At 67.8% G+C, this 22,806-nt stretch carries 27 protein-coding genes; 21 read left to right on the top strand and 6 right to left on the bottom strand.

All coding sequences use genetic code 11. The annotated features are described in order from the left end of the window. The first annotated feature begins 81 nt into the window (after positions 1–81). Positions 82–2,265 carry a prolyl oligopeptidase family serine peptidase gene (locus tag OMW55_RS10920; protein ID WP_264883111.1) on the top strand — a complete coding sequence of 728 codons (2,184 nt, stop codon included), beginning with the start codon at positions 82–84 and terminating at the stop codon, positions 2,263–2,265. A 71-nt stretch (positions 2,266–2,336) separates the two neighbouring features. Beyond that, on the top strand, positions 2,337–2,756 hold the full coding sequence (mscL, locus tag OMW55_RS10915; RefSeq protein ID WP_264883109.1) for a large conductance mechanosensitive channel protein MscL: 420 nt from the start codon (positions 2,337–2,339) through the stop codon (positions 2,754–2,756). On the opposite strand, the gene OMW55_RS10910 is transcribed toward mscL, so the two are convergent. Then, the gene (locus tag OMW55_RS10910; protein ID WP_264883108.1) at positions 2,753–3,064 is read right to left on the bottom strand and encodes a hypothetical protein; all 312 of its coding nucleotides are present in this window, start codon (positions 3,062–3,064) and stop codon (positions 2,753–2,755) included. The genes mscL and OMW55_RS10910 overlap by 4 nt on opposite strands. A gap of 14 nt (positions 3,065–3,078) precedes the next feature. Then, positions 3,079–4,188 carry a lipase family protein gene (locus OMW55_RS10905; RefSeq protein ID WP_264883106.1) on the bottom strand — a complete coding sequence of 370 codons (1,110 nt, stop codon included), beginning with the start codon at positions 4,186–4,188 and terminating at the stop codon, positions 3,079–3,081. Between the two features lie 199 nt (positions 4,189–4,387). On the opposite strand from OMW55_RS10905, the gene OMW55_RS10900 reads away from it, so the two are divergent. From OMW55_RS10900 to OMW55_RS10880, 5 genes are all read left to right on the top strand, one after another. Next, positions 4,388–4,945 (top strand): hypothetical protein, encoded by a 558-nt coding sequence (locus OMW55_RS10900; RefSeq protein ID WP_264883105.1) that lies wholly within the window; start codon positions 4,388–4,390, stop codon positions 4,943–4,945. An 80-nt stretch (positions 4,946–5,025) separates the two neighbouring features. After that, positions 5,026–6,585 (top strand): glutamine-hydrolyzing GMP synthase, encoded by a 1,560-nt coding sequence (guaA, locus tag OMW55_RS10895; RefSeq protein WP_264883103.1) that lies wholly within the window; start codon positions 5,026–5,028, stop codon positions 6,583–6,585. Further along, positions 6,582–7,400 (top strand): transporter, encoded by an 819-nt coding sequence (locus OMW55_RS10890; protein WP_264883102.1) that lies wholly within the window; start codon positions 6,582–6,584, stop codon positions 7,398–7,400. Before guaA ends, OMW55_RS10890 begins: the two co-directional genes overlap by 4 nt. 60 nt (positions 7,401–7,460) lie before the next feature. Then, entirely contained in the window at positions 7,461–8,030 is a 570-nt protein-coding gene (locus OMW55_RS10885; RefSeq protein WP_264883101.1) for a hypothetical protein, read from the top strand. Positions 8,031–8,104: 74 nt separating this feature from the next. Further along, a complete protein-coding gene (locus OMW55_RS10880; protein ID WP_264883099.1) occupies positions 8,105–8,677 on the top strand; it encodes a L,D-transpeptidase family protein in 573 nt (190 codons plus the stop codon). A 7-nt stretch (positions 8,678–8,684) separates the two neighbouring features. Here the strand turns inward: OMW55_RS10880 and OMW55_RS10875 are convergent, their stop codons facing one another. Together OMW55_RS10875 and OMW55_RS10870 are read right to left on the bottom strand one after the other, a co-directional pair. Beyond that, a complete protein-coding gene (locus OMW55_RS10875; RefSeq protein ID WP_264883098.1) occupies positions 8,685–8,861 on the bottom strand; it encodes a hypothetical protein in 177 nt (58 codons plus the stop codon). 109 nt (positions 8,862–8,970) lie between these two features. Next, positions 8,971–9,252 carry an usg protein gene (locus OMW55_RS10870; RefSeq protein WP_264883096.1) on the bottom strand — a complete coding sequence of 94 codons (282 nt, stop codon included), beginning with the start codon at positions 9,250–9,252 and terminating at the stop codon, positions 8,971–8,973. A gap of 115 nt (positions 9,253–9,367) precedes the next feature. Here OMW55_RS10870 and panB point away from each other — a divergent pair, with 115 nt between their 5' ends. The 10 genes from panB (at position 9,368) to OMW55_RS10820 (ending at position 17,720) form a co-directional block, all read left to right on the top strand. Further along, complete coding sequence (gene panB, locus OMW55_RS10865; RefSeq protein WP_264883095.1) at positions 9,368–10,237, top strand: 3-methyl-2-oxobutanoate hydroxymethyltransferase; 870 nt, start codon at positions 9,368–9,370, stop codon at positions 10,235–10,237. A 114-nt stretch (positions 10,238–10,351) separates the two neighbouring features. Beyond that, the gene (locus tag OMW55_RS10860) at positions 10,352–11,053 is read left to right on the top strand and encodes a tetratricopeptide repeat protein (protein WP_264883094.1); all 702 of its coding nucleotides are present in this window, start codon (positions 10,352–10,354) and stop codon (positions 11,051–11,053) included. A 28-nt stretch (positions 11,054–11,081) separates the two neighbouring features. After that, positions 11,082–12,401 carry an outer membrane protein assembly factor BamB family protein gene (locus OMW55_RS10855; RefSeq protein ID WP_264883092.1) on the top strand — a complete coding sequence of 440 codons (1,320 nt, stop codon included), beginning with the start codon at positions 11,082–11,084 and terminating at the stop codon, positions 12,399–12,401. Between the two features lie 4 nt (positions 12,402–12,405). Next, the gene (locus OMW55_RS10850) at positions 12,406–13,392 is read left to right on the top strand and encodes a sulfotransferase family protein (RefSeq protein ID WP_264883089.1); all 987 of its coding nucleotides are present in this window, start codon (positions 12,406–12,408) and stop codon (positions 13,390–13,392) included. A gap of 152 nt (positions 13,393–13,544) precedes the next feature. Continuing rightward, positions 13,545–13,976, top strand: coding sequence for a 50S ribosomal protein L11 (gene rplK, locus OMW55_RS10845; RefSeq protein ID WP_264883088.1), 432 nt, complete (start codon positions 13,545–13,547; stop codon positions 13,974–13,976). 2 nt (positions 13,977–13,978) lie between these two features. Beyond that, on the top strand, positions 13,979–14,677 hold the full coding sequence (gene rplA / locus OMW55_RS10840) for a 50S ribosomal protein L1 (RefSeq protein ID WP_264883087.1): 699 nt from the start codon (positions 13,979–13,981) through the stop codon (positions 14,675–14,677). A gap of 71 nt (positions 14,678–14,748) precedes the next feature. Beyond that, on the top strand, positions 14,749–15,930 hold the full coding sequence (locus tag OMW55_RS10835; protein ID WP_264883085.1) for a BaiN/RdsA family NAD(P)/FAD-dependent oxidoreductase: 1,182 nt from the start codon (positions 14,749–14,751) through the stop codon (positions 15,928–15,930). A gap of 53 nt (positions 15,931–15,983) precedes the next feature. Continuing rightward, the gene (locus OMW55_RS10830) at positions 15,984–16,382 is read left to right on the top strand and encodes a hypothetical protein (protein ID WP_264883083.1); all 399 of its coding nucleotides are present in this window, start codon (positions 15,984–15,986) and stop codon (positions 16,380–16,382) included. 115 nt (positions 16,383–16,497) lie between these two features. Further along, a complete protein-coding gene (locus OMW55_RS10825) occupies positions 16,498–17,034 on the top strand; it encodes a hypothetical protein (RefSeq protein ID WP_264883081.1) in 537 nt (178 codons plus the stop codon). A gap of 284 nt (positions 17,035–17,318) precedes the next feature. Next, complete coding sequence (locus OMW55_RS10820) at positions 17,319–17,720, top strand: UrcA family protein (protein ID WP_264883079.1); 402 nt, start codon at positions 17,319–17,321, stop codon at positions 17,718–17,720. Between the two features lie 42 nt (positions 17,721–17,762). Here OMW55_RS10820 and OMW55_RS10815 read toward each other — a convergent pair whose 3' ends face one another. Further along, entirely contained in the window at positions 17,763–17,942 is a 180-nt protein-coding gene (locus tag OMW55_RS10815) for a hypothetical protein (RefSeq protein ID WP_264883077.1), read from the bottom strand. 243 nt (positions 17,943–18,185) lie between these two features. On the opposite strand from OMW55_RS10815, the gene aroF reads away from it, so the two are divergent. The 3 genes from aroF to OMW55_RS10800 are packed head-to-tail and all read left to right on the top strand — an operon-like array spanning position 18,186 to position 21,279. Beyond that, entirely contained in the window at positions 18,186–19,199 is a 1,014-nt protein-coding gene (gene aroF / locus OMW55_RS10810) for a 3-deoxy-7-phosphoheptulonate synthase (protein ID WP_264883075.1), read from the top strand. Beyond that, a complete protein-coding gene (locus tag OMW55_RS10805) occupies positions 19,196–20,704 on the top strand; it encodes a chorismate-binding protein (RefSeq protein WP_264883073.1) in 1,509 nt (502 codons plus the stop codon). Before aroF ends, OMW55_RS10805 begins: the two co-directional genes overlap by 4 nt. Then, on the top strand, positions 20,701–21,279 hold the full coding sequence (locus OMW55_RS10800; protein ID WP_264883071.1) for an anthranilate synthase component II: 579 nt from the start codon (positions 20,701–20,703) through the stop codon (positions 21,277–21,279). The genes OMW55_RS10805 and OMW55_RS10800 overlap by 4 nt, the downstream gene beginning before the upstream one ends. On the opposite strand, the gene OMW55_RS10795 is transcribed toward OMW55_RS10800, so the two are convergent. Further along, a complete protein-coding gene (locus OMW55_RS10795; RefSeq protein ID WP_264883069.1) occupies positions 21,167–21,874 on the bottom strand; it encodes a hypothetical protein in 708 nt (235 codons plus the stop codon). The two genes, OMW55_RS10800 and OMW55_RS10795, sit on opposite strands and share 113 nt — an antisense overlap. A gap of 355 nt (positions 21,875–22,229) precedes the next feature. Between OMW55_RS10795 and rplJ the strand changes: the two genes are divergently transcribed. Continuing rightward, positions 22,230–22,751: a 50S ribosomal protein L10 gene (gene rplJ, locus OMW55_RS10790; RefSeq protein WP_264883068.1), complete on the top strand. Its 522-nt coding sequence runs from the start codon at positions 22,230–22,232 to the stop codon at positions 22,749–22,751. Positions 22,752–22,806 lie beyond the last annotated feature (55 nt).

Genomic DNA, 22,806 nt, shown 5'->3' with positions numbered 1-22,806 from the left:
CTTTCCCCCGCCTGGACGCTTGAGGGGCGACCGCCTGCCCTGCTAGCACGGCGCCATCCTTACCCGTCCAATGGGGAAATCATGCGCAAGAGCCTGGTCCTGATGAGCCTTCCGATCGTTGCCGCCTGTTCCACCACGTCGCCGACCACGGAGGTTCCCACGGCTGGCAATCTCATCACCTCGGAGGAACTGCCGGCAGCGAAGGGGGCAGCATCGCTGACCTACCCGGACACCCGCCGCGGCGACGTGGTCGACAATCTGTTCAGTCAGCGGGTGGCGGACCCCTACCGCTGGCTGGAGACCGACGTGCGCAACGCACCGGAGGTCCGGTCGTGGGTGACCGCGCAGAACCAGGTCACCAACGCCTACCTTGCTACCCTGCCCGGCCGCGACGCGCTGAAGGCGCGCATGACAGAACTGTACAATTACGAGCGTACCGGCGTGCCGGTGAAGAAGGGCGGGCGCTACTTCTACGCCCGCAACTCAGGGCTCCAGAACCAGTCGCCGCTCTACGTCCGCGACAGCCTGAACGGCGCCGAGCGGCTGTTGATCGATCCGAACAAGTGGAGCCAGGACGGCGCGACCGCGCTCGCCGAATGGGTGCCGAGCGAGGACGGCAAGCACCTGCTCTACTCGATCCAAGACGGCGGTACCGACTGGCGCACGGTCCGGGTACTCGACGTCGCCACAGGTCAGCCGACGGCCGAAGAGATCAAGTGGGTCAAGTTTTCGGGGCTGAGCTGGGCCAAGGACGGCAGCGGCTTCTATTACTCGCGCTATCCGGAGCCCAAGGCCGGTGAGACCTTCCAGCAGCTGAACAACAACCATCAGGTATTCTTCCACAAGCTTGGCACGGCTCAGGCGGCGGACAGCCTGGCCTATGCGACGCCGGACCGGCCGGAATTGAACCATGGAGCGCAGGTCAGCGATGACGGCCGCTGGGTGGTGGTGACCTCGTCCAGCGGCACGGATGATCGCTACGAAGTGGTGCTGGTCGACCGGCAGAAGCGCGGCGCCAAGCCGCGGGTGCTGATCCCCGGCTTTACCAACAACTACAGCTACGTCGGCAACCGCGGCTCGACCTTTTACTTCATCACGAACGAAGGCGCGCCGCGGCTCAAGATCGTCGCGATGGACATCGCGCAGGCCAAGCCGACTCCGCGCACGATCGTGGCGGAAGACGCGGCGACGCTCGACGGCGCCAGCCTGGTCGGCGGCAAGCTGGTCGCCTCCTACCTCAAGGACGCTAGCACCGAGGTGCGCGTCTTCTCGCCAGCGGGCGCGCGCGAACGGGTGATCGAGCTGCCGGGCCTCGGCACCGCCTCGGGCTTCGGCGGCGACTATGACGATCCGGAAACCTTCTTCGCTTTCACCAGCTTCAACCGGCCGACCACCATCTACCGTTACGACACGCGGGCCGGCCAGAGCAGCCAATGGTGGGCGCCCAAGGTCAGCTTCAACCCTGACGATTATAGCGTCGAGCAGCGCTTCTACGCGTCCAAGGACGGCACCCGCGTGCCGCTGTTCATCGTCCGCAAGAAGGGGACCACGGGCCCGGCGCCGACCCTGCTCTACGGCTATGGCGGGTTCAACGTCTCGCTCACCCCGGCCTTTTCGGCCACGCGTCTGGCCTGGCTGGAGAATGGGGGCGTGTGGGCGCAGGCCAACATCCGCGGCGGCGGCGAATATGGCAAGGCATGGCACGACGCCGGCCGCCTCGCCAACAAGCAGAACGTTTTCGACGACTTCATCGGCGCCGGCGAATACCTCATCGCCAACGGGGTCACGCCCAAGAACGGCCTGGCCGTCCAGGGCGGGTCGAATGGCGGCCTGCTGGTCGGCGCGGTGGTCAATCAGCGGCCCGACCTGTTCGCCGCCGCCAATGCGGCGGTCGGCGTGATGGACATGCTGCGCTTCGACCGGTTCACCGCCGGGCGCTACTGGGTCGACGATTACGGCTACCCCAACAAGGAAGCCGACTTTAAAACCCTGCTGGCCTATTCGCCCTATCACAACATCAAGGCGGGCGTGCGCTATCCGGCGATGCTGGTGACCACTGCCGATACCGACGACCGCGTCGTTCCGGGCCACAGCTTCAAGTATATCTCGGCGCTGCAGCAGGCCGACCCGAACGGCCAGCCGCACCTGATCCGCATCGAGACCCGCGCCGGCCACGGCTCGGGCAAGCCGACGGACAAGATCATCGAGGAGGCGAGCGATGTTTACGCCTTCCTCGCGCAGCACACCGGCCTGGCGGTGAAGTAGGCATAAGGCCCCTCTTCCGTTCCGCGCCGCGGCCGTGACAAAGGGCCCGTCGCACGGAACGGGAGGGCACCATGCTGAGCGAATTTCGGGCGTTCATCGCCCGCGGCAACGTTCTCGACTTGGCGGTGGCAGTGATCATCGGCGCCGCCTTCGCCGCCATCGTCAGTTCGCTGACCGACGACCTCATCATGCCGGTGCTGGGCCGGGTGCTCGGCGGGCTCGACTTCTCCAGCTACTTCGTGCGCTTAGGCGAGATCCCCGCGAACTACGCCGGTTCGCCGACCGACTATGCCGCGCTCAAGAAGGCCGGCGTGCCGCTGCTGGGCTACGGCGCGTTCGTCACCGCCGTGATCAAGTTTCTGATCCTAGCCTTCATCATCTTCCTGCTGGTGAAAGCCGCCAACCGGATGATCGGCCGCCGCGAGGAAGCCGACGCGACTGCCGAGGAAATCCTGCTGCTGCGCGAGATCCGCGACTCGCTCCGCCGCTAAGGTCGGGTCGTCGGCGCGTTCCAATTGGGGGCGGGCTGCACCTGCGCCCGGCCGGTCCGGCGGTCATAGACGCAGACCAGTCGCTGCATCCGACCCTGCCGGTCGTTACCGCGGATCAGCCGCACTTCGACTGGTACCTCGTCCGTGTAGCTCAGCCGGGCGGCGAGCAGCTGCGGCCGCGCCAGCCCCGATTCGGCGACGCAAGCTCGGGCGGCCCGCTTGTTCATCTGCGCCCAGGCCTCCGGCGTCGACGCGGTAGCAGCGCTTGCGGCCAGGGTCACTGACAAGGCCAAGACAGTCCGGATCATCGCTCTTCTCCTTTTCAGATGCGCCCGCAATCGCTCGGCGCGCGGGTACCCGCGAAGCGGTCGCTGATCCACTGGATGGTGGCGGCGGCGCTCTGCCGTGCGGTGGTCGCATGGTCCTTGCCCGGCAGGTCGATCCACCGCACCCGCACCCGGTTGGCGCACAGCCGCCGCGCAAAGGTCCGCGTAACCGCCGGCGCGACCAGCGGATCGGCCCGCGTCTGAGCGATCAGCACGGGCGCGCGCTGCAGGGGCGTGAGGCTGTTGGCGCGGACGTAACTGGCCCAGGGCGGCGTGGTGGCCAGGTCCACCCGCCGCAGGTCCTGCCGCAGCGCCAGAATGCCGAGCAACGTGCCGAGTCTGGGCGTCGAGTCGACCGTCACGCAATTGCGCGCCATTCGCTGGATGATCCATGGCGTGCGCCGCGCCCCGATGCGCAACGGCACGCCATAGTATCGCGACCAGCTGTCGGTCGCGAGCGCGGTGAGGAAGGCGCGGGCATTGGCGTCGCTCGCCTGGCGGAAATTGGCGGCGAGGTTGGTCGGCGGCGCTCCCGCCGCGACCCCGACGAGTTGCAGACCCGCTCCATCGACCCCCGCCAACTGGCCGGTCCACAGCGCCGCATGACCGCCCTGGCTTTCGCCCCACACGGCGAAGCGCTTGCCTGCCGCCGCGCCAGGGATATTCCGCGCGGCCCTCACCGCATCCAGCACCGAGCGACCGGTTGCCGTGCCGACCAGATAGGGATGCGGCCCGGCACTGCCGAGCCCCGGATAGTCCGGCGCTACCACCACATAGCCTTGCTGCACCGCCGCAATTGCCGGCGTCAGCTCAAAGAAGCGCGGGCTCAGCGAGGGCGCGCAGCTCGTCGCCGTGCCCCAGGTCCCGTGTGCCCAGGCGATCACCGGTCGCGGCCGGGCCGGCACCGCCTCGCGCGGGGCGACCACCATGCCGCTGACCTCGCGCTGGTGGCCGCGATCGTCGGTGGTGAGATAGCGCACCTTCCACGCCTGGGTGCCGGCGGGCGTGTTCGCCACCGGGTCGGCGGCGACCAGCCGGCCGGCCTGGGCCAGCGCCGGCCCGCTCCAGACGATCGCAAGTCCGCTCAACAGCAAGGACGCTCGCATCGGCAGCTCCCCGGAGTTCCGTTCCACCCCCACAACGGTCGGAACCGAAACGGGTTCGAACGGACTTTAGCAGCAGTCGGCATGTCGTTGCACGGGCTGAACGAAAGGCAACAGAGCCTTCAGTCCAGGTGCAGCCCGAATCGGGCAAACAGGCCATCGTCGGCGGGAGAGCCCGCCAGAACTTAGAAGGAGAGTGGCCATGAAGGCTGTTCACAAGTTCCTCCTCGGCGGCGCGGCTGCGGCTGCGGCGAGCGTGGCGATCGCGGCTCCCGCCGCTGCGCAATATTACCCCGGTGGCGGCGGCGACGTTCTCGTCGGCGCCATCCTCAACAACATCCTGCGTGGCGGCTACAACGGCGGCTACGGTGGCTACAATGGCGGGTATGATTACGCCAACGAGCGCTGGGCAGTCGACCAGTGCGCCCGTGCTACCGAGCAGCGCGTGAATGGCGGCTACTACGACGGAGGCTATGGCGGTTACGGTTATAACAACGCCGGCCTGCGCGTCGCCCAGATCGACCGGGTGGAGCGGACCCGCAACCTGAACTTCCGCGTCTACGGCCTGGTCACCAGCGCCTACTACCGCGGCAACTATGGTGGCTACGGCGGCTACAATGCCCCTTACGGCGGCTATGGGTATAACCAGCAGGGCGTCCCGGCCTACCGGTTCAGCTGCAAGGTGAGCCGGTCGAGCGGCCGGATCACGGACATCGATCTGGACCGGATCAACGGCAACTACGGTTACCGCCGCTACTAAGCGGTCCTGACACGTAGACAAAGGGAGTGCGCGGGCCGTAGGGGTCCGCGCACTTTTTCTTTGCGCGCGAGAGGGCCAACGTGACCGTGCAGCCGGCCGAAACCATCCTGATCGTCGACTTCGGGAGTCAGGTCACGCAGCTGATCGCCCGCCGGGTGCGCGAGGCCGGCGTCTACTGCGAGATCGCCCCCTTCAACGCCGCCGAGGAAGCGTTCGAGCGGCTGGCGCCCAAGGGCATCATCTTTTCCGGCGGCCCCTCCTCGGTCACCTGGGAGAACAGCCCGCGCGCGCCGCAGGTGCTGTTCGACAGCGGGCTGCCCCTGCTCGGTATCTGCTACGGGCAGCAGACGCTGCACCAGCAGCTGGGCGGCAAGGTCGTGACCCACGACAGCAAGGAATTCGGGCGCGCATTCATCGAAGTGGTCGCGCCCTCCGCCCTGTTCGACGGGCTGTGGCAGGTCGGCGAGCGCCACCAGGTGTGGATGAGCCACGGCGACCGGGTGGAGAGCCTGGCCGAGGGCTTTTCGGTCGTCGCGGCGTCCGAGGGCGCGCCGTTCGCCATCGCCACCAACGAAACGCTTAAGCGCTACAGCCTGATGTTCCACCCGGAGGTGGTGCACACGCCCGACGGCGGCAAGCTGCTCGCCAACTTCGCCCGCCACATCTGCGGCTGTTCGGGCGAGTGGAGCATGGAGGCCTACCGCCACGCCAAGATCGCCGACATCCGCGCTCAGGTCGGCTCTGGCAAGGTGATCTGCGGCCTGTCGGGTGGCGTCGACTCGGCGGTCGCGGCCGTGCTGATTCACGAGGCAATTGGCGAGCAGCTGACCTGCGTGTTCGTCGACCATGGCCTGATGCGCTCGGCCGAGGCGGAGCAGGTCGTGTCGCTGTTCCGGAACAGCTACAACATCCCGCTGATCCATGTTGAAGCGGAAGAGCTGTTCCTCGGCGGCCTGGCCGGCGTCTCCGACCCCGAGGCGAAGCGTAAATTCATCGGCAAGACGTTCATCGACGTGTTCGAGGCCGAGGCGAACAAGATCGGCGGCGCCGCCTTCCTGGCGCAGGGCACGCTCTACCCCGATGTGATCGAAAGCGTGTCGTTCGTCGGCGGCCCGTCCGTGACCATCAAGAGCCACCATAATGTCGGCGGCCTGCCCGAGCGCATGAACATGGCGTTGGTCGAACCTTTGCGCGAGCTGTTCAAGGATGAGGTGCGCGAACTCGGCCGCGAGCTCGGCCTTCCGGAGGCGTTCGTCGGCCGCCACCCCTTCCCGGGCCCTGGCCTCGCCATCCGCATTCCGGGCGAAATCACCAAGGAACGCTGCGACATCCTGCGCAAAGCAGACGCGATCTACCTGGAGGAGATCCGCAACGCCGGTCTGTACGACGCGATCTGGCAAGCGTTTGCCGTTCTCCTGCCGGTGCGCACCGTCGGCGTCATGGGCGACGCCCGGACCTACGACAGCGTCTGCGCGCTGCGCGCGGTCACCAGCGTCGATGGCATGACCGCGGACGTCTACCCCTTCTCTGCCGAATTCCTCAGCCGGGTGGCCACTCGCATTGTGAACGAGGTCGCCGGCATCAATCGCGTGGTCTATGATTATACCAGCAAGCCGCCGGGGACGATCGAGTGGGAATGATCCTGCTCCGCTGGGGCGTCCTGTCCCTGGCGACTGCGTCGCTGCTGTGCGCCGCGCCGGCTTCCGCCGAGGAACTGCGCGAATTGTGCGTCGACCGGCCCGGCAAGGATACGCCGCCGTGCATCGCCGATGTCGGCCACGCGGTGGTCGAAGTTGGCGCGGTGGCGTACAGCCGGGACAAGGACGGCGCGGACCGGACGATCAGCTACAGCATCGCCGACACCCTGGTGCGAGTGGGGGTGACCGATCGGAGCGAAGTGCAACTGGGCTTCGCGCCCTACACCATCCTGCACGACCGTGACGGGACCACCGGCGAGCGGGGCACGGTGCGCGGCGCAGGCGACCTTACCGCCGCCTACAAGTACAATTTCCTCAATCCCGCCGGCGACGGCACCTCCGTGGCGGCCCAGCTGTTCGTCAGCGCTCCGCTCGGCAAGGACGGGATCGGCAGCGGTGCGTGGGAAGGCGGGCTGATCGTTCCGGTTTCCTTCGAGCTGCCGGCCGCGCTCAGCATGACCGTCGACCCGGAAGTGGACTGGCGCGGCGACGAGGACGGCCGCGGGCACCACCTCGCGTGGATCGGCGTTGCCAGCCTCAGCCATGACCTGGGCGGCGGAGTTGAAGGTTCGGCCGAGCTCTGGGCCAGCCTCGACCGCGACCCGGCCGGGCACCGCAGTGAGGCCAGCGCCGACCTGTCCCTCGCCTGGGCACCGCCGTCCACCGACAACCTCCAGTTCGACGCCGAGGTCGACCTTGGCCTCACCCGCGACACTCCCGACGTCGAGGCCGCGGTCGGCGTCGCCTACCGGTTCTGACGCTTCCGATCGGTTGAACTCGGCCGCACCCTGCCCCAAGCTGCGGGCGGGGGGCGGGGCATGGACTTCTTCAACTATGTGATGGTGCTCGCCTCGGTGATCATCGGGTTGGCGGTGACTCACCTGCTGCAGGGCGTCGCCAAGCTGATCCAGGATCCCGACCGGCCGCGGCTCTACTGGGTGCATTGCACCTGGATCGGGCTGATGTTCCTGAATGCCCTGTTCTGGTGGTGGTGGCAGTTCAGTCTGTCGCGGCGGCCCGGCTGGACGTTCGAGTTCTACCTTTTCGTGATCAGCTTCGCGGTGCTGCTCTACCTAATCTGCGCCGTGCTGGTGCCGTCCACGCTGCGCAACTATGCGGATTACCGCGCTTATTATTTCTCCCGCCGACGCTGGCTGTTCGGCCTGCTGCTCGCCTTCAGCCTGTTCGACCTGCTCGACAGCGCGTTCAAGGGCTGGAGCCATCTGGTCGGGCTCGGCTGGCTGTACTTCGTCTCCGTGCTGGTCCGCTCGGTCCTGATGATCGTCGCCATGCAGAGCCGGAGCGCCCGCTTCCACGGCTTCGTCGTGCTCGCCTTCCTGGCCGATCTCGGCATCCTCATCTTCCGCAACTTCCATATGCTTCATTAGTCCGCGGTTTAACGCTAACCTGCTGTTAACCAAGGGATTGACGAACGCCTGCGGGTCGGCTGCATCCGGCGGCCATGCGCACGATCCTCAGGTCCGGCCTGCTCGCCGCCGGGTTCCTCCTCGCCAGCTGCTCCACCGCCCCGCGGCAGCCGCTCGCGCCGCCGCCGCCACCGCCCAAAGCCGCCGAGCTGCCGTACAAGTGGACCAACGGCTTCGCCGCGCAGGCGCACAAGGATGCACTGGCCGCCTTCGGTCCGCTTGCCTTGCGACCGGGCGACTTCCGTTGGACCCCGGCCATCCCGGAGGGTGACGCCAAGGTGGTCATCGACCTTCTCACCCAGGCCTTCTACGTCTATCGTGGTGAGCAACTGGTCGGCGTGTCGACCATCTCCAGCGGCAAAAAGGGCCGCGAGACGCCGCTGGGCTTCTGGACCGTCTTCCGCAAGCAGGTGAAGGGCTTCTCCCGCCGCTACGACAATGCGCCGATGCCCTACATGCAGATGTATGATGAAAAGGGCATCGCGTTTCACGCCGGCGCCCTGCCCGGCTTTCCGGCGAGCCACGGCTGCGTGCGCTTGCCGCTCAAGTTCGCGCAGAAGCTCTACGGCCTGACCAAGATTGGCACCAAGGTCGTGATCGAGGGCTGACCGCCGACTAGAGGACGAACGGCGGCCGTTCGGCTTGCCGCGGGCTCTCCAGGTCGCGCGCTTTCTGGAAGTGCAGGGAACTGAGCCGCAGGTGCGCTCGCGCGGCGGCCAGCGACCCGCAGGCCAGGCCGAGGTTCAGTTCACGGGAAGCCCGATTGCGATGGTAGGCAATGTCGTCCGTCATAGTGCCCCGGTAGCGCCTCCTTGTTTCGACTGTCGGCACATTCCATGACAAGTCGAAGACGCGCGCTCACCTGGGTTAAGCTATTGCAACAGGGCGGCTAATCATCCGCTCAGTTAATCAGCCACTCCGTATCCACCGGCCGCCATTCGCCCGCGCCGATCAGCGCCTGATGGTTCATCCGGATGGAGTGGATGGTGGCCTCGATCTCGCGCCGCCAATGATCCAGGAAGTGCTGCAGGGCCGGGTATCTGGGGGCAACATCATACTGCTGGAACGAAAATAGCTGCAGCAGGCTGGGATGGTCGGGCATGTAGTAGTGCACTTCGACCAGGCTCAGCCCATAGCCTTCCAGCTGGAGCTGCAGTTCCGGAGTAACCAGACCCTTGCGCATTCTCCTCTCCGACTCGTCTGCTTGCTCCTGATAATACGCCAATGGTTGCGATCCCGTTCCCACCCGTGCCTGCCCGCGATATAGCCGCGCCTTCCACAGCAAGGACGCCCGGCCCGTGAGCACCTTCACCCTCGATACTGCGACCAGCCGGGCGACGCCCTCCCCGGTGCCGGGCAAGCGCATGACCGTTCCCGGGCTCAAGGGCCGCAAGGTCGATGGCCGGACCGAGCAGCCGATCGTCATGCTGACCGCCTACACCATGCGGATGGCCCAGCTGCTGGATCCGCATTGCGACCTGCTCCTCGTCGGCGACAGCCTGGGGCAGGTGATCTACGGCTTGCCCTCAACCGTGCCGGTAACGCTGGACATGATGTGCGCGCATGGCGCGGCCGTGGTTCGCGGCAGCTGGCACGCGCTGGTCGCCGTGGACATGCCGTTCGGCAGCTACGAAGGCTCGCCCGAGCAGGCCTTCGCCAGCGCCTCGCGCGTCATGAAGGAGACCGGTTGTGCGGCGGTGAAGCTGGAGGGCGGCGAGGCGATGGCGCCGACCGTCCGCTTCCTGTCTGAGCGCGGGATTCCGGTGATCGGCCACGTCGGCCTCACTCCCCAGGCGGTCAACGCGCTGGGCGGCTATGGCGCGCGCGGCCGCAACCAGGCGGAGGCAGCGAAGATCAAGTCGGACGCCAGCGCGGTTGCCCAGGCGGGCGCCTTCTGCATCGTGGTCGAAGGGGTGCTGGAAGACGTCGCAACCGGGATCGCGGGCGCGGTCGAACCGCCGGTGATCGGCATCGGCGCCTCGGCCGAATGCGATGGCCAGGTGCTGGTCACGGAGGACATGTTGGGCCTGTTCGAGCGCACGCCGCGCTTCGTGAAGCGCTACGACGACCTCGCCACCCGCATCGGCAGCGCCGTCGAGACCTATGCCGGCGAAGTCCGCAACCGCAGCTTTCCAACCCCCGACCAGACCTACCGCCCCAAAGCGTGAGGCTTTGCGCGGCCGGCAAAAGGCATTAGACGCACCGCGCCAAGCTCCCGTTCATCCCGTATGGACCAGGGCTGGGTGCCGCTTGTGGCTCGATCTTACTAGAGGTTGTACTCCTTGGCTTTGGCTCCCGGTGAAACGCACGAGACCTTCATTCGTGAGGTCGACGAGAACCTCCGCCGCAGCCAGGCCGAGAACTTCTTCAAGCGCTTCGGCAAGTGGCTGATCGCCGCGCTGGTCCTGTTTCTGGTCGCCACCGCGGCGTACCTTTACTGGCAGGAGCGGCAGCGGGCACGGGCGGCCGCGCAGGGCGAGCAGTTCGCGGCGGTGCTCAATGACATCTCGACCGGCCGCACCGGCAAGCCCGTCGAGCAGAAGCTCCAGGCGATCGCCGCCGAGTCGAGTGGTGAGATGGCCGGCCTCGCCCGGCTCACCGTCGGCGCGCTGGCCTTGCAGAACGGTGACCGGTCCAAGGCGGTGACGAGCTTCCAGGCAGTCGCAAACGACGACGACCAGCCGCAATCCGTGCGGACCGCGGCGCTGATGCGGCAGACCGCGCTGGAGTTCGACCAACTCGGCCCCGATCAGGTCATTGCCCGGCTGCAGCCCTATGCCACGCCGGACAGCCCGTGGTTCGGTACGGCGGGGGAATTGACCGCCATGGCCATGCTCAAGGCCGGGCGGAAGGCGCAGGCGGGCCAGCTGTTCGGGCGAATCGCCGACGCCAAGGATGTACCCGGATCGATCCGGGCGCGAGCGCTGCAGATCGCGGGCTCGCTGGGGGTGGATGCGACGGCCGGCCTGCCGGCAGGCCAGTAACGCCAGGTTTCTCGAGGACATCGAAGCAATGAACAAGCGAATCGCCGGGGTGATGATCGCAGCCGCGCTGCTGAGCGCCTGCAACCCCTTCAACCGCTCGCGGCCCAAGACGCCCGTGGTCGGCAATCGGGTGTCGGTTCTGACGCAGGACCTCGACATCGCGGTTGACCCCGAGACCGCCGCCCTGCCCTTTTCGCTTCCGGCCGTCGCTGCAAATCCGGACTGGGCCCAACCAGGCGGCAACCCCGCCAAGTCGCTCGGACACTTGGCGCTCGGCGCCACCCTCGGCAACGCTTGGACCGCAAGCATTGGCGCCGGTGACCGGCCTCAGGCGCGGCTCGCCTCGGCTCCAGTGGTGGCGGACGGCAAGGTCTTCACCATCGATACGACCTCGACCGTGCGTGCGTTCGAGGCGGCCAGCGGTCGCCAGCTGTGGGCGACCCAATTCGGCACCGAAAAGGGCAACGGCGCATCGCTGTTTGGCGGCGGCGTGGCTGTGGCCAATGGCCGCGTGTTCGCCACCAACGGGCTCGGCTTCGTCGCCGCGCTGGACACCGGCAACGGCGGCATCGGCTGGCAGGTCCGCCTCGGCGGCCCGCTGCGCGGCGCTCCGTCCGTGGATGGCACCACGGTCTACGTGATGAGCCAGGACAACCAGATATTCTCGCTCAAGGCAGCGGACGGGGCGACCAACTGGTCCAACCCGGCCGCGCTGGAGATCGCCGGCGTGTTCGGCACCGGTGCCCCGGCCATCGCCCAGTCAACGGTCGTCGCTGGCTTCAGCTCGGGCGAGCTCAACGCCTACCGCGCTGAGAATGGCCGCACCGTGTGGCAGGACGCGCTGGCCCGCACCTCCATTTCGACCTCTGTCGCCACCCTGTCGGACATCGACGCCTCACCGGTGATCGACAACGGCCAGGTGTTCGCGGTTGGCCAGGGCGGCCGCATGGTTGCGATCGACCTGCTCTCCGGTCAGCGCATCTGGGAACTGAACCTTGCCGGCATCTCGACTCCGTGGGTCGCGGGCGACTGGGTATTTGTCACCACGGACGACGCCAAGCTGGTCGCGATCGCCCGCAACACGGGCAAGATCCGCTGGATCAACCAGCTGCCGGCCTGGCGTAACGCCAAGTCGCGCAAGGGCGCGATCACCTATGTCGGCCCGATTCTGGCCGGCGAGCGGCTGATCGTCGCGGGCTCCAATGGTGCGCTGATCAACGTCGACCCGGCCACCGGCGCTTTCCAGAGCCAGACCAATGTCGGCGCCGGCGTCCACCTCTCACCAGTGGTAGCCAACAGCACGCTGTACATCCTGGACGACAACGCGCGCCTGCACGCCTTCCGCTAGGCGCATGAGCGTGCCGCCGACCGACTGGCCGCGCCTGGCGGTGATCGTTGGGGCGCCGCGCTGCGGCACCACCAGCCTGGCCGACTATCTGGCGCGCCATCCGGCCGTGACCTTCTCCCGGCCGAAGGAGCCGCATTATTTCGCCATCCACGACCTAGACGGCCTTGATGACGAACAGCTCCGCGCGACAGTCGAGGGCGGCTATCTCGGCCGCTACTTTCCGGACCACTGGCGCTCGGCTGAGTGGCTGGCCGAGGGATCCGTCTCCTACCTGTATGGGCCGGAGAAGATGGCGGCGATCCTGCGGCTGTGGCCGGACGCGCGGTTCATCATCGGCGTGCGTGATCCGCTGAAGCTGATCCCCTCGCTGCACCAGCGCTACCTGGTGACCGGCGACGAGGACGTGGCCGATTTCGCCGAAGCCTGGCGCCTGGTGCCGGAGCGAGCGGCCGGGCGGCATATCCCGCGCAGCTGCCTCGACCCGCGCCTGCTCCGCTACGACATGGCCGGGCGGCTGGGCGATGCGGTGGAGGCGTTCTTCGCCGCCGTTGGACGCGCGCGCTGCCACGTTGTGGTGCACGACGACCTCGTCCGCGACCCGCCGCAGGTCTACGCCGACCTGCTCGCCTTTCTCGGCCTGCCGCACGACGGCCGGACCGACTTCAAGCCCAAGCGGGAGGCGGCCGGTACCCGCTGGCCGTGGCTGCAGCGCCTGCTCAAGCGCCCGCCAGTGGCCACCTCCGTTCTGGCTGGCGAGAAATTCCGCACTCGCGTCGCGGCCAAGCCGAAAAAGCCGGCACCGCCGCCCGTCCGCGCGCTGATGCGGGTGCGCAAGCGCCTGCTGAAGTGGAACCGCACGCCTTCGCCCGAGATCCGGGTCAGCCGTCCGTTGCGGCAGGAACTGCACGACGCCTTCGCCGCGGACGTGGCGAAGCTCGGCGGCCTGCTGGGGCGCGACCTGTCGCACTGGCTCGCCGTCGACCCCGCCTGAGCTTGCGCCCGGCGTGCTCGTCCGCTAAGGGCGCGCCCTTCCAGACAGCACTGGAAAAGCCTGCGGGAGAGTGCCTCGGTGCTCGTCTGAACCGCTAAACTGCGCGCGCCTGGCTGCTGTTGCAGCCCAGGTGCCACAAAAACGAGAGTGACATGGCCAAGAAGATTACCGGCTATATCAAGCTGCAGGTGCCGGCCGGCGCCGCCAACCCCTCCCCGCCGATCGGTCCAGCCCTGGGTCAGCGCGGCGTCAACATCATGGAATTCTGCAAGGCGTTCAACGCGTCCACGCAGGAGATGGAAAAGGGCATGCCGATCCCGACGGTGATCACCGTCTATGCGGACCGCTCCTTCTCCTTCGCGACCAAGACGCCGCCGGCGAGCTTCCTGATCAAGAAGGCCGCGGGCCTCAAGTCGGGCTCGAAGGAGCCGGGCAAGGTCAGCGCGGGCACCATCAAGCGCTCGCAGCTTGCCGAGATCGCGGAAACCAAGATGAAGGACCTCAACGCGAACGACGTCGAGGCCGCGACCAAGATCATCGAAGGCTCGGCGCGCGCCATGGGCCTTCAGGTTGTGGAGGGCTGAACATGGCCAAGCTGACCAAGAAGCAGAAGTCCCAGGCCGGTTCGGTCGACCGTGAGAAGCTGTACGGCGTCGACGAGGCGCTGGGCCTGGTGAAGACCCTCGCCACCTCCAAGTTCGACGAGACGGTCGAAATCGCGCTGAACCTGGGCGTCGACCCCCGTCACGCCGACCAGATGGTCCGTGGCGTCGTCAACCTGCCCAAGGGCACTGGCAAGACCGTCCGCGTGGCGGTGTTCGCCAAAGGCGCGAAGGCCGACGAAGCCACTGCCGCCGGTGCGGACGTGGTCGGGGCCGAGGACCTAATGGAGACCATCCAGGGCGGCCAGATCGACTTCGATCGCGTAATCGCCACCCCCGACATGATGGGCGTCGTCGGTCGCCTCGGTAAGGTGCTTGGCCCCAAGGGCCTGATGCCGAACCCGAAGCTTGGCACCGTCACCATGGACGTCACCAAGGCGGTGACGGACGCCAAGGCCGGCCAGATCGAGTTCCGCGTCGAGAAGGCGGGCATCATCCACGCCGGCATCGGCAAGGCCAGCTTCGACGCCGCCGACCTGCGCGCGAACTTCGATGCGTTTGTCGACGCCATCGTCCGCGCCAAGCCCGCGGGCGCCAAGGGCAAGTATCTCAAGAAGGCCGCCGTCAGCTCGAGCATGGGCCCGGGCGTAAAGGTCGCGCTGGAGGAAGTTGCTGGGGCGTAAGCCGCCTTCCGGCACTGGCCGCATGAGGGCCGGGGCGGCGACGCCCCGGCCTTTTTGTTGAAGTGGACAAAGTGGACAGTCCCTCCTTTTTCGACGCGATCGTGCTCGGCGCCGGCGGCGCCGGCCTGATGTGCGCCGGTGTCGCGGGACAGCGTGGCCGGCGTGTGCTGGTGATCGACCACAATGACGAGCCAGGCCGCAAGATCCTGATTTCCGGCGGCGGGCGCTGCAACTTCACCAACCTCGGCACCGCGCCCGATCGCTACCTGTCGGCCAACCCGCACTTCGCCGTGTCAGCGCTCAAGCGCTACACCGCGCACGACTTCCTTGCGCTGGTCGAGGCGCACGGCATCGCCTGGCACGAGAAGACGCTCGGCCAGCTGTTCTGCGACGGATCCGCGCGGCAGATCGTCGCCATGCTAATGGCCGAATGTGCCAAGGGCGACGTGAGCTTCCGCTTCGGCGCGCCCGTCAGTTCAGTGGACCATGCCGACGGCCGCTTCCGGGTCGCCGCCGGCGAGATCGTGGCCGAGGCGCCGGCCCTGGTCATCGCCACGGGCGGCCCCTCCATTCCCAAGCTAGGCGCCACGGGCTTCGCGTACGACATCGCCCGCCAGTTTGGGCTCAAGGTGGTCGAACCCCGTCCCGCCCTTGTGCCGCTGACCCTCGGCGGAGACGAAGCGCTGTTCCGCAGCCTGTCGGGGGTCGCCGCTCCGGTCGAGGCGCGCTGCGCTGGTGCCGGCTTCCGCGAAGCCGCCCTGTTTACCCACCGCGGGATGAGCGGCCCAGCGATCCTGCAGGTGTCGAGCTACTGGCGGCGCGGGCGCGAGGTCGCCGTCGACTTCCTGCCGCAGGAGGCACCTGGCTGGCTGCTCGCCGCCAAGCGCGAGCAGCCGCGTGCGCGCCTCGCCAGCTTACTCGACCGCCGACTACCCGGGCGCCTTGCCGAGACCCTAACCGAGCGTATTGGGCTCACGGCCGAGCTGGCCAATACGCCAGACCGCATCCTGTCCGACGCTGAACGCCGCCTGGCCGACTGGCGCTTCAACCCTAGTGGCAGCGAAGGCTACGCCAAAGCCGAGGTCACCGCCGGCGGGATCGCCACGGATGGCCTGTCCTCCCGGACCATGGCGGCGCGCAAGGTTCCGGGCCTGTTCGCCGTGGGCGAGGCGGTGGACGTCACCGGCTGGCTCGGCGGCTACAACTTCCAGTGGGCATGGGCCAGCGGCTGGGCCGCCGCGCAAGCGATCTAACCGGAACGCCACAAGCCGCCCGCTCGTGCGTTGAGGCCCCAAAGGAGAGCAGCATGGACCAGCGCAACATCGACAATCACGGCGGAGGCTTGGGCGAGCGCCAGCTTCAAGGCGCTGCAGCGGAGAATGAGGACGCGTTCGCCGGCTCGGGCGACCCGTCCGGCAAGGACGACGTCCAGTTCAGCAACGAGCATCCGCTTGCCAGTCCTGGCGAGCTGGCCGGGACCGCCGATGCGGCGATCGCCCGGGAGATGGCGGCGCTCGGGCCGGCCGACGGCAGCCTGGCTGACGCGGCTGGCGTAGGCACCGGCGACGACCCGGACAACACCATCGGCGACGCGATCGGCGCGGGGGCGGGCATGGACATCGGCAGCGGCGCTCCAGAGCCCGAAGGCGAACTTGGCGGCGGCGATTCGGGCCGCACCGACAGCCTGCCGCTCACCGGCCAGTAAGTGCCGGTCAGACCGTGAAAATCAGCGCCAGGGCGAGCACCTTCGCTTCCCCTGGCGCGTTAACCTTCCGACCGGGCCTTCCCCAAGGCGCGGGCATCCGAAGGAGGAGTTTTTCATGGACCAGAACTCGAGCAGCAGCAGCAGCACCGGCACCCGCGACAGCACGTATGACGTCGTATCCGTGCTCTACCATGCGCTGAAAGGCGCCGACACCTGCCAGACCTATCTGAGCGATGCGAACACCGAGCAGCAGCTCCGCCAGTTCTTCGAGCAGGCGATGCAGATGCAGCGGCAGTTGGCCGACCAAGCGAAGATGCTGCTCCACGATCAGCTGATGAAGGGTGGTCAGGGCGGCACGTCGAGCTCAAGCGGCGGCAGTGCCTTCAGCCAGTTCGGCTCGAGCGGCGGCAGTGCAATGGGCGGCAGCGGCGGTTCGTCCATGAGCGGCAGCCAGTCCTCGATGAACGACGACAGCATGCAGCGGATGGGCAGCCAGAACGATCGCGAAGGCGGCAGCGCCTATACGTCCGGCGAGTCGGTCGGGGCGCAGGGCAACGACCCGTCTATGGGGCAGTTCGGCCAGAGCCCGATGGGCGGCGGCCAGCGCCACAACGAGATGAGCACCGGCGGGGGCGGCACCTCCAGCTTCTGATTCGCCATCGCCTGATCAACCTGCTCCCCCGCGACCTGGTCGCGGGGGAGTTCGTTTGTGCGTTGGTCCGCCGTCGCCGCCGTTCGTCGACTCATCACCGCCCATCAGCAGCCCCGCCGCCGCCGGTCGAAGCCAAGCGCACCTTCGTTATGGCCGACATGCCCGTTCGTCGCTCAGCCGAGCACCGGCCACGGGTCCGGCGAACTTGACGTGCCCACCGGCCGTCACCGGTGCATTCCTTGCCCACCCCACTCCTGTCGGGGGACGTGAAAGGGAGTGTTACCATGAATGCTACCAAGTTGCTGATGGGCGCAGCCGCGCTTTGCGTATCAAGTGTCGCGGTGATGGCCGCGGCGGGCCCTGCACAGGCACGAGACGTGACGGTCCGGGCGGCCGTGTCGGACGATGTGCCGCGCGCTGCCGTCTACATTGGCGATCTTCAGCTCGCCTCAGCGCAGGGCAAGAAGTCGCTGAACCGGCGGGTCAATTTCGCCGTGGCGAAGGTGTGCTACCCGCATCGTGAAGGCGCACTGTCGCGCAGCTACACGCGCTGCGTTGAGACCGCCTGGGATGGCGCGCGGCCGCAAATGGCGCGGGCGATCGCCACCGCTGAGCGTTATGCTCAGGCAGGTACAGCGAACTTGGCGGTGGCCGCGATCAGCGTCAGCGCCGGCTCCGCGCAATGAGCATCGCCGCGGGCGGCCGTCCTGCCCGGCCGTCCCTGACGATCATTGCTGCGTCAAGTTCGAGCCTTCACGCTCGCTTTCCCTTGCCTGCCGCCGGCTTTCGATTGCCGTGTCGATGAGCAAGGCCAGCGAGCCCTCGCCGCTGGCCCGCATCGCGAGCTTGAGACTGTCCTCCGCCGCGCGCCGATGGCGCTCGGCCCGATACTTTGCTGCTAAATCCATTTGTCCGACAACGCTTTCGAGCGCGCAGTGTTGCAACGGCCCGCTTGACGCGCCGACGGGCACGCCTAAGCTGGCGGAGATGACTCACCAGCCGACTCTGATCGCCCGTTGGTGGCGCTGGCATTCCGATTGCGGCGTGCCGGCCTAGACTCGTTTCCTTCACGAGTTCGCATCCGACCCGCCGCTCTGGCGGGTTTTTTTTGGCCTGCCGCTCCCCTCTCCCGACCGCAGGACCATTCTCCCATGATCATTGTACTGAAGCCCGACGCTCCCGCAGACAGCGCCGACCGGCTGCTCGAACGCATCTCGTCCGCCGGCCTCAAGCCGTTGCACATGCCGGGCAGCGAGCGGGTGGTGCTAGGCGCGCTCGGCGACGAACGGGTACTGGCCGAGCTCGCCCTTGACGGCGACCCGGCAGTGGAGAGCGTCAAGCCCATTCTAGCACCCTACAAGCTGGTCAGCCGCGAGCTTCACCCCCACGACACGGTGGTCGACATCGGCGGCGTGCCGGTCGGCGGCGAACGACTGGCGGTGATTGCCGGCCCGTGTGCAGTCGAGGACCGCGACCAGCTGTACGACAGCGCGCTGGCGGCCAAGCAGGCCGGCGCGACCCTGCTTCGCGCCGGCGCCTACAAGCCGCGGACCAGCCCCTATGGCTTCTCCGGACACGGGCCGGCCGGACTGTCTATCCTGCGCGAGGTGGCGGACGAGCTTGGCATGCCGGTGGTCACGGAGGTGATGGACACCGCCGACCTCTCCGTCGTGGCCGAGCAGGCCGACGCACTGCAGATCGGCGCCCGCAACATGCAGAATTTCGCCCTTCTACGCGCCGTCGGCCAGACCCGACGCCCGGTGGTGCTGAAGCGCGGGCTGAGCGCAACGATCCAGGAATGGCTGCTGGCCGCGGAATATCTCCTAAGCGCTGGCAACGACCAGGTGGTCCTGTGCGAACGCGGCATCCGCACGTTCGAGACCGCCACCCGCAATACGCTCGACCTCAACGCCGTGCCTTATGTGAAAGGGCGCACCCACCTGCCGATCATCGTCGATCCGAGCCACGGCACCGGCCTGCGGGAGCTGGTTCCGGCCATGGCGCTGGCCGGCGTCGCCGCGGGTGCCGACGGGCTGATGATCGAGGTGCACCGCGACCCGGCCAAGGCGCTGTCCGACGGCGCTCAGTCGCTTTACCCCGACCAGTTCGCCGACCTCATGCGGCGGCTGGAGCCGCTGGCGGCGGCGGTCGGACGCAGCCTGTGACCCGGCTGGTTCAGCGCCGGCTGGACACACCGCTCGATCCGCTCGCCTTCTACGAGGTGGTGAGCGACGGCGGGGCTCGCCCGGACACTGGCCTGTTCGAGGCGAACGACGGTCGGACGCTGGTGATGGCCGCCGCCGCCGTGCGCGCCAGCGCGCGGGCTGGCCGGGTGACGCTGGAAGCGCTGACCGCGAACGGCGCCGCGCTGCTGGCCGACGTGGCGCGGCGGGCCGGGATGGCGGTCAGCCATACGCTGGTGCTGGACTACATCCCATCGGAGAGTGCCGACGCGGAAGAGCGGCTGGTCGCACCAGCCCCGCTGCATGCCCTCCGCAACCTGCTCGCAGCGGCCGGCGCGCAGGCTGATCCCTTCGGCGCCCTGCTCCTGGGTGTCAGCAGCTTCGACCAGGCCGGCTTTAGTGAGGACCTACCGCCGCCGCACAGCGACCCGCTCGACTTTCCCGACTATCTGTTCTGGGTACCGGAGAGCCTCGCGGTCGTCGAACCGAGTGGCGGCGCCCGGCTCCTCTGTCCCGCCTTCGGCCATGATGAGCGCCAGCTCAATGACGCCGCGCGACGCCTCGAGCAGCTGTTGGGCGCCGCTGCCGCGCTTGATCGCCAGCCGTCTGCAGACGGAAGAGCAGGATCGTCTTCGGCTCCCACGGCCGACCTGGACGATCAGGCCTTTGCCGCGGTGGTTCGCCGGGCCAAGGAAGCGATCGCTGCGGGCCAGGTTTACCAGATCGTGCCGTCCCGAACCTTCTCCGCACCCTGCCCCAGCCCTTTGCGCGCCTACCGCAGTCTCCGCACCATCGAGCCTTCGAGCTACCGCTTCTACCTGGCGGGCGTCGGCTTTACGCTGCTCGGTGCCAGCCCAGAGACCTCGGTCCGGCTGTTCCGCGGTCCGGAAGGTGGACTGACGGTCGAGGTGAAGCCGATCGCCGGCACTCGACCACGCGGCGCCACTCCCGACGAGGACGACCGGCTGGAGGCCGAGATGCGGCTCGACGGCAAGGAGCTGGCCGAGCACATGATGCTGGTCGACCTTGCCCGAAACGATGTTGCGCGCGTGTCGCTGCCAGGCACGCGGCGGGTGGCGAAGCTGCTCACGGTGGAACGTTTCTCGCGGGTTATGCACCTGGTCTCGTCGGTGACGGGCAAGCTGCGTATCGGGCTCGACGCCTTCGACGCGCTCGCTGCCTGCCTTAACGTCGGCACCCTGACCGGGGCGCCCAAGATCCGCGCCATGCAGCTGCTGCGAGAGCTGGAGGGCACCCGCCGCGGCCCTTACGGCGGTGCGGTCGGATGGGTGAACGGCGCCGGGCTGATGGACACGGCGGTGGTGATCCGCTCGGCGCTGGTGATCGACGGGACGGCCTTCGTCCGGGCAGGCGCAGGCGTGGTCCACGACAGCGATCCCCTGGCCGAAGCGGCCGAGACCCGGGCCAAGGCCTCCGCGCTGCTTGGCGTGCTCGCCGCGCCGGCCGACACGCGGGTGGCGGCATGACGCCGGTCCTGCTGATCGACAATCTCGACAGCTTCACATTCAACCTGGTGGAGAGCCTGCAGCGCCTCGGCAGCAAAGTACGTGTGCTGCGCAACACGGTTGCAGCCGAGGAGGCCATTGCCGAGGCGGAGCGAACCGGTGCCGCCATCATGCTGTCGCCTGGGCCTGGCGCGCCGCAGGACGCCGGATGCTGCCTCGACCTTATTGGCCAGGCCAAAGGAGTTGTACCCGTAATCGGGATCTGCCTCGGTCACCAGGCGATCGTGGAGGAAGCGGGCGGCACGGTCACCCGCTCACCCGACCCGGTGCACGGCAAGGCGACGCTGCTGGAGCACGACAGTGCCGGTCCCTTCGTCGGCCTCCCAAGTCCGCTGCGGATCGCCCGCTACCATTCGCTGTGCACCCGTGACCTCCCCGGGCGCTTCACCGTGCACGGGGAGGCCGATGGCATGGTGATGGCCTTCAGCGATCCTGTTGCCCGCCAGTCTGGCCTGCAGTTTCATCCGGAGTCGATCCTGACGACCCACGGCGACGCGATGCTCCGGAACCTGCTCGCGATGGCTGCTCGGCCGTAACCGGGACGTCCGGCGCCGTGGCGTGGGCGGCGTCGCTCAGCTCAAGCGCCGGCATGTCGCCCTGCTGGCTCGACATCTGCGACTGGACCTGGCCGACCTGGCCCGACGACATCTGCCGCCGCGAGCGCCAGTCTTTGAACTCACTGTGGAACTGCTGCTCACGCTGGCGGCACCAGTCGTCATAGTCGCGGTCCATCTCGGCCAGGTGGCGCTCGCGGTAGCTCTGGTACGGGTCCGGGTGCTGGGCATAGCTGCCCTCATATCCTTCGCGGCCATGCTGCCGGTTCCAGTCGCCCGCGGCCCGAACCGCCCGGGGGTCGTCCGACAACTGGTGGCCACGCCCGCTGCCATGATCGCCGCCCTCGACATAGCTGCGCACGGCTTGCTCCGCCCGGCCCATCACGTTGCCGTGCGTCGCACCCTGCCGAGGTCCGTCATCATCACGATCGCGCTCGAAGAAGCCGCGCTCCTCGGGACGTCCCCGGTCGCGCTCGCCGCGGATATCCCGATCGCGGCCGCGATCGTCGCCGAACCTGAAATCGTCGTCCCCGTGGTCGCCGTAGACGCCGTATCCATCACCGCGATACCCCGCCATCTGCTCCTCCTCTCAAAGCGTTGATCCGCCATCCCAAACGCACGAGCCCAAGCGAGCGCTGCGCGGACCGGCGCGGGCAAGAGGTTGATTGTCGCACGAACTTCGCTATAGGCCCGCCCACGTCCCGGCTTGCCGGAACGCCGTCCGAGACAGCTGCCGGGGCTCGCCCCTTAATCCGCAGCCTAGACGGGGAAGAGAGTTTCTTCAGGGCCGCTTGCGCGGACCTGTCGTGCGTTGAGTTGAGACGCACACCTCCCAACCCCACGGACTGAAGTGCTTCGGAGCGGCTTGCCCCTTCGGAGTTGGTTGAACCTCGCTCGAAGGCTTGTCTTCGGGCGAAACGTTTGGAGTTGGCATGGATCGCAATGAAAAGGCGGATCTGGTTGCCGAGCTGAAGCAGGTCTTCGCCGAGACCAGCGTGGTGGTGATCACCCGCAATCTCGGCCTGTCGGTGGCGCAGTCCACCGATCTGCGCCTGCGGATGCGCGACGCCGGAGCGCAGTTCAAGGTTGCGAAGAACCGGCTGGCTCTCATCGCGCTGGACGGAACGCAGTACCAGCCCATCGGCGACTTGCTGAAGGGCCCCACTGCAATCGCCACCTCGCTTGATCCAGTTGCGGCCGCCAAGGTCGCCGTGGATTTCGCCAAGACCACCGACAAGTTCGAGGTTCTGGGCGGGGCGATGGGCGATACCGTCCTCGACGTGAATGGGATCCAGGCGCTTGCGGCGCTCCCCTCGCTCGACGAGCTGCGTGCGACCCTCGTGGGCCTGATTCAGGCACCCGCGAGCAAGATCGCCCGCACCATCAACGAGCCGGGCGCGATGCTGGCCCGGGTCTTCGGCGCTTACGCGGCGGACACCGCCGAAGCGGCTTAAGCACTCACTACCCTCAACGCACGATCAAGCCGGGCCGACTGGCCCGCACAGGAGT

The sequence above is a fragment of the Sphingomonas arvum genome (assembly GCF_026013565.1).
In the GTDB taxonomy this organism is placed as follows: Bacteria; Pseudomonadota; Alphaproteobacteria; order Sphingomonadales; family Sphingomonadaceae; genus Sphingomicrobium; species Sphingomicrobium arvum.
This window is presented reverse-complemented; position numbering and strand designations above follow the sequence as displayed.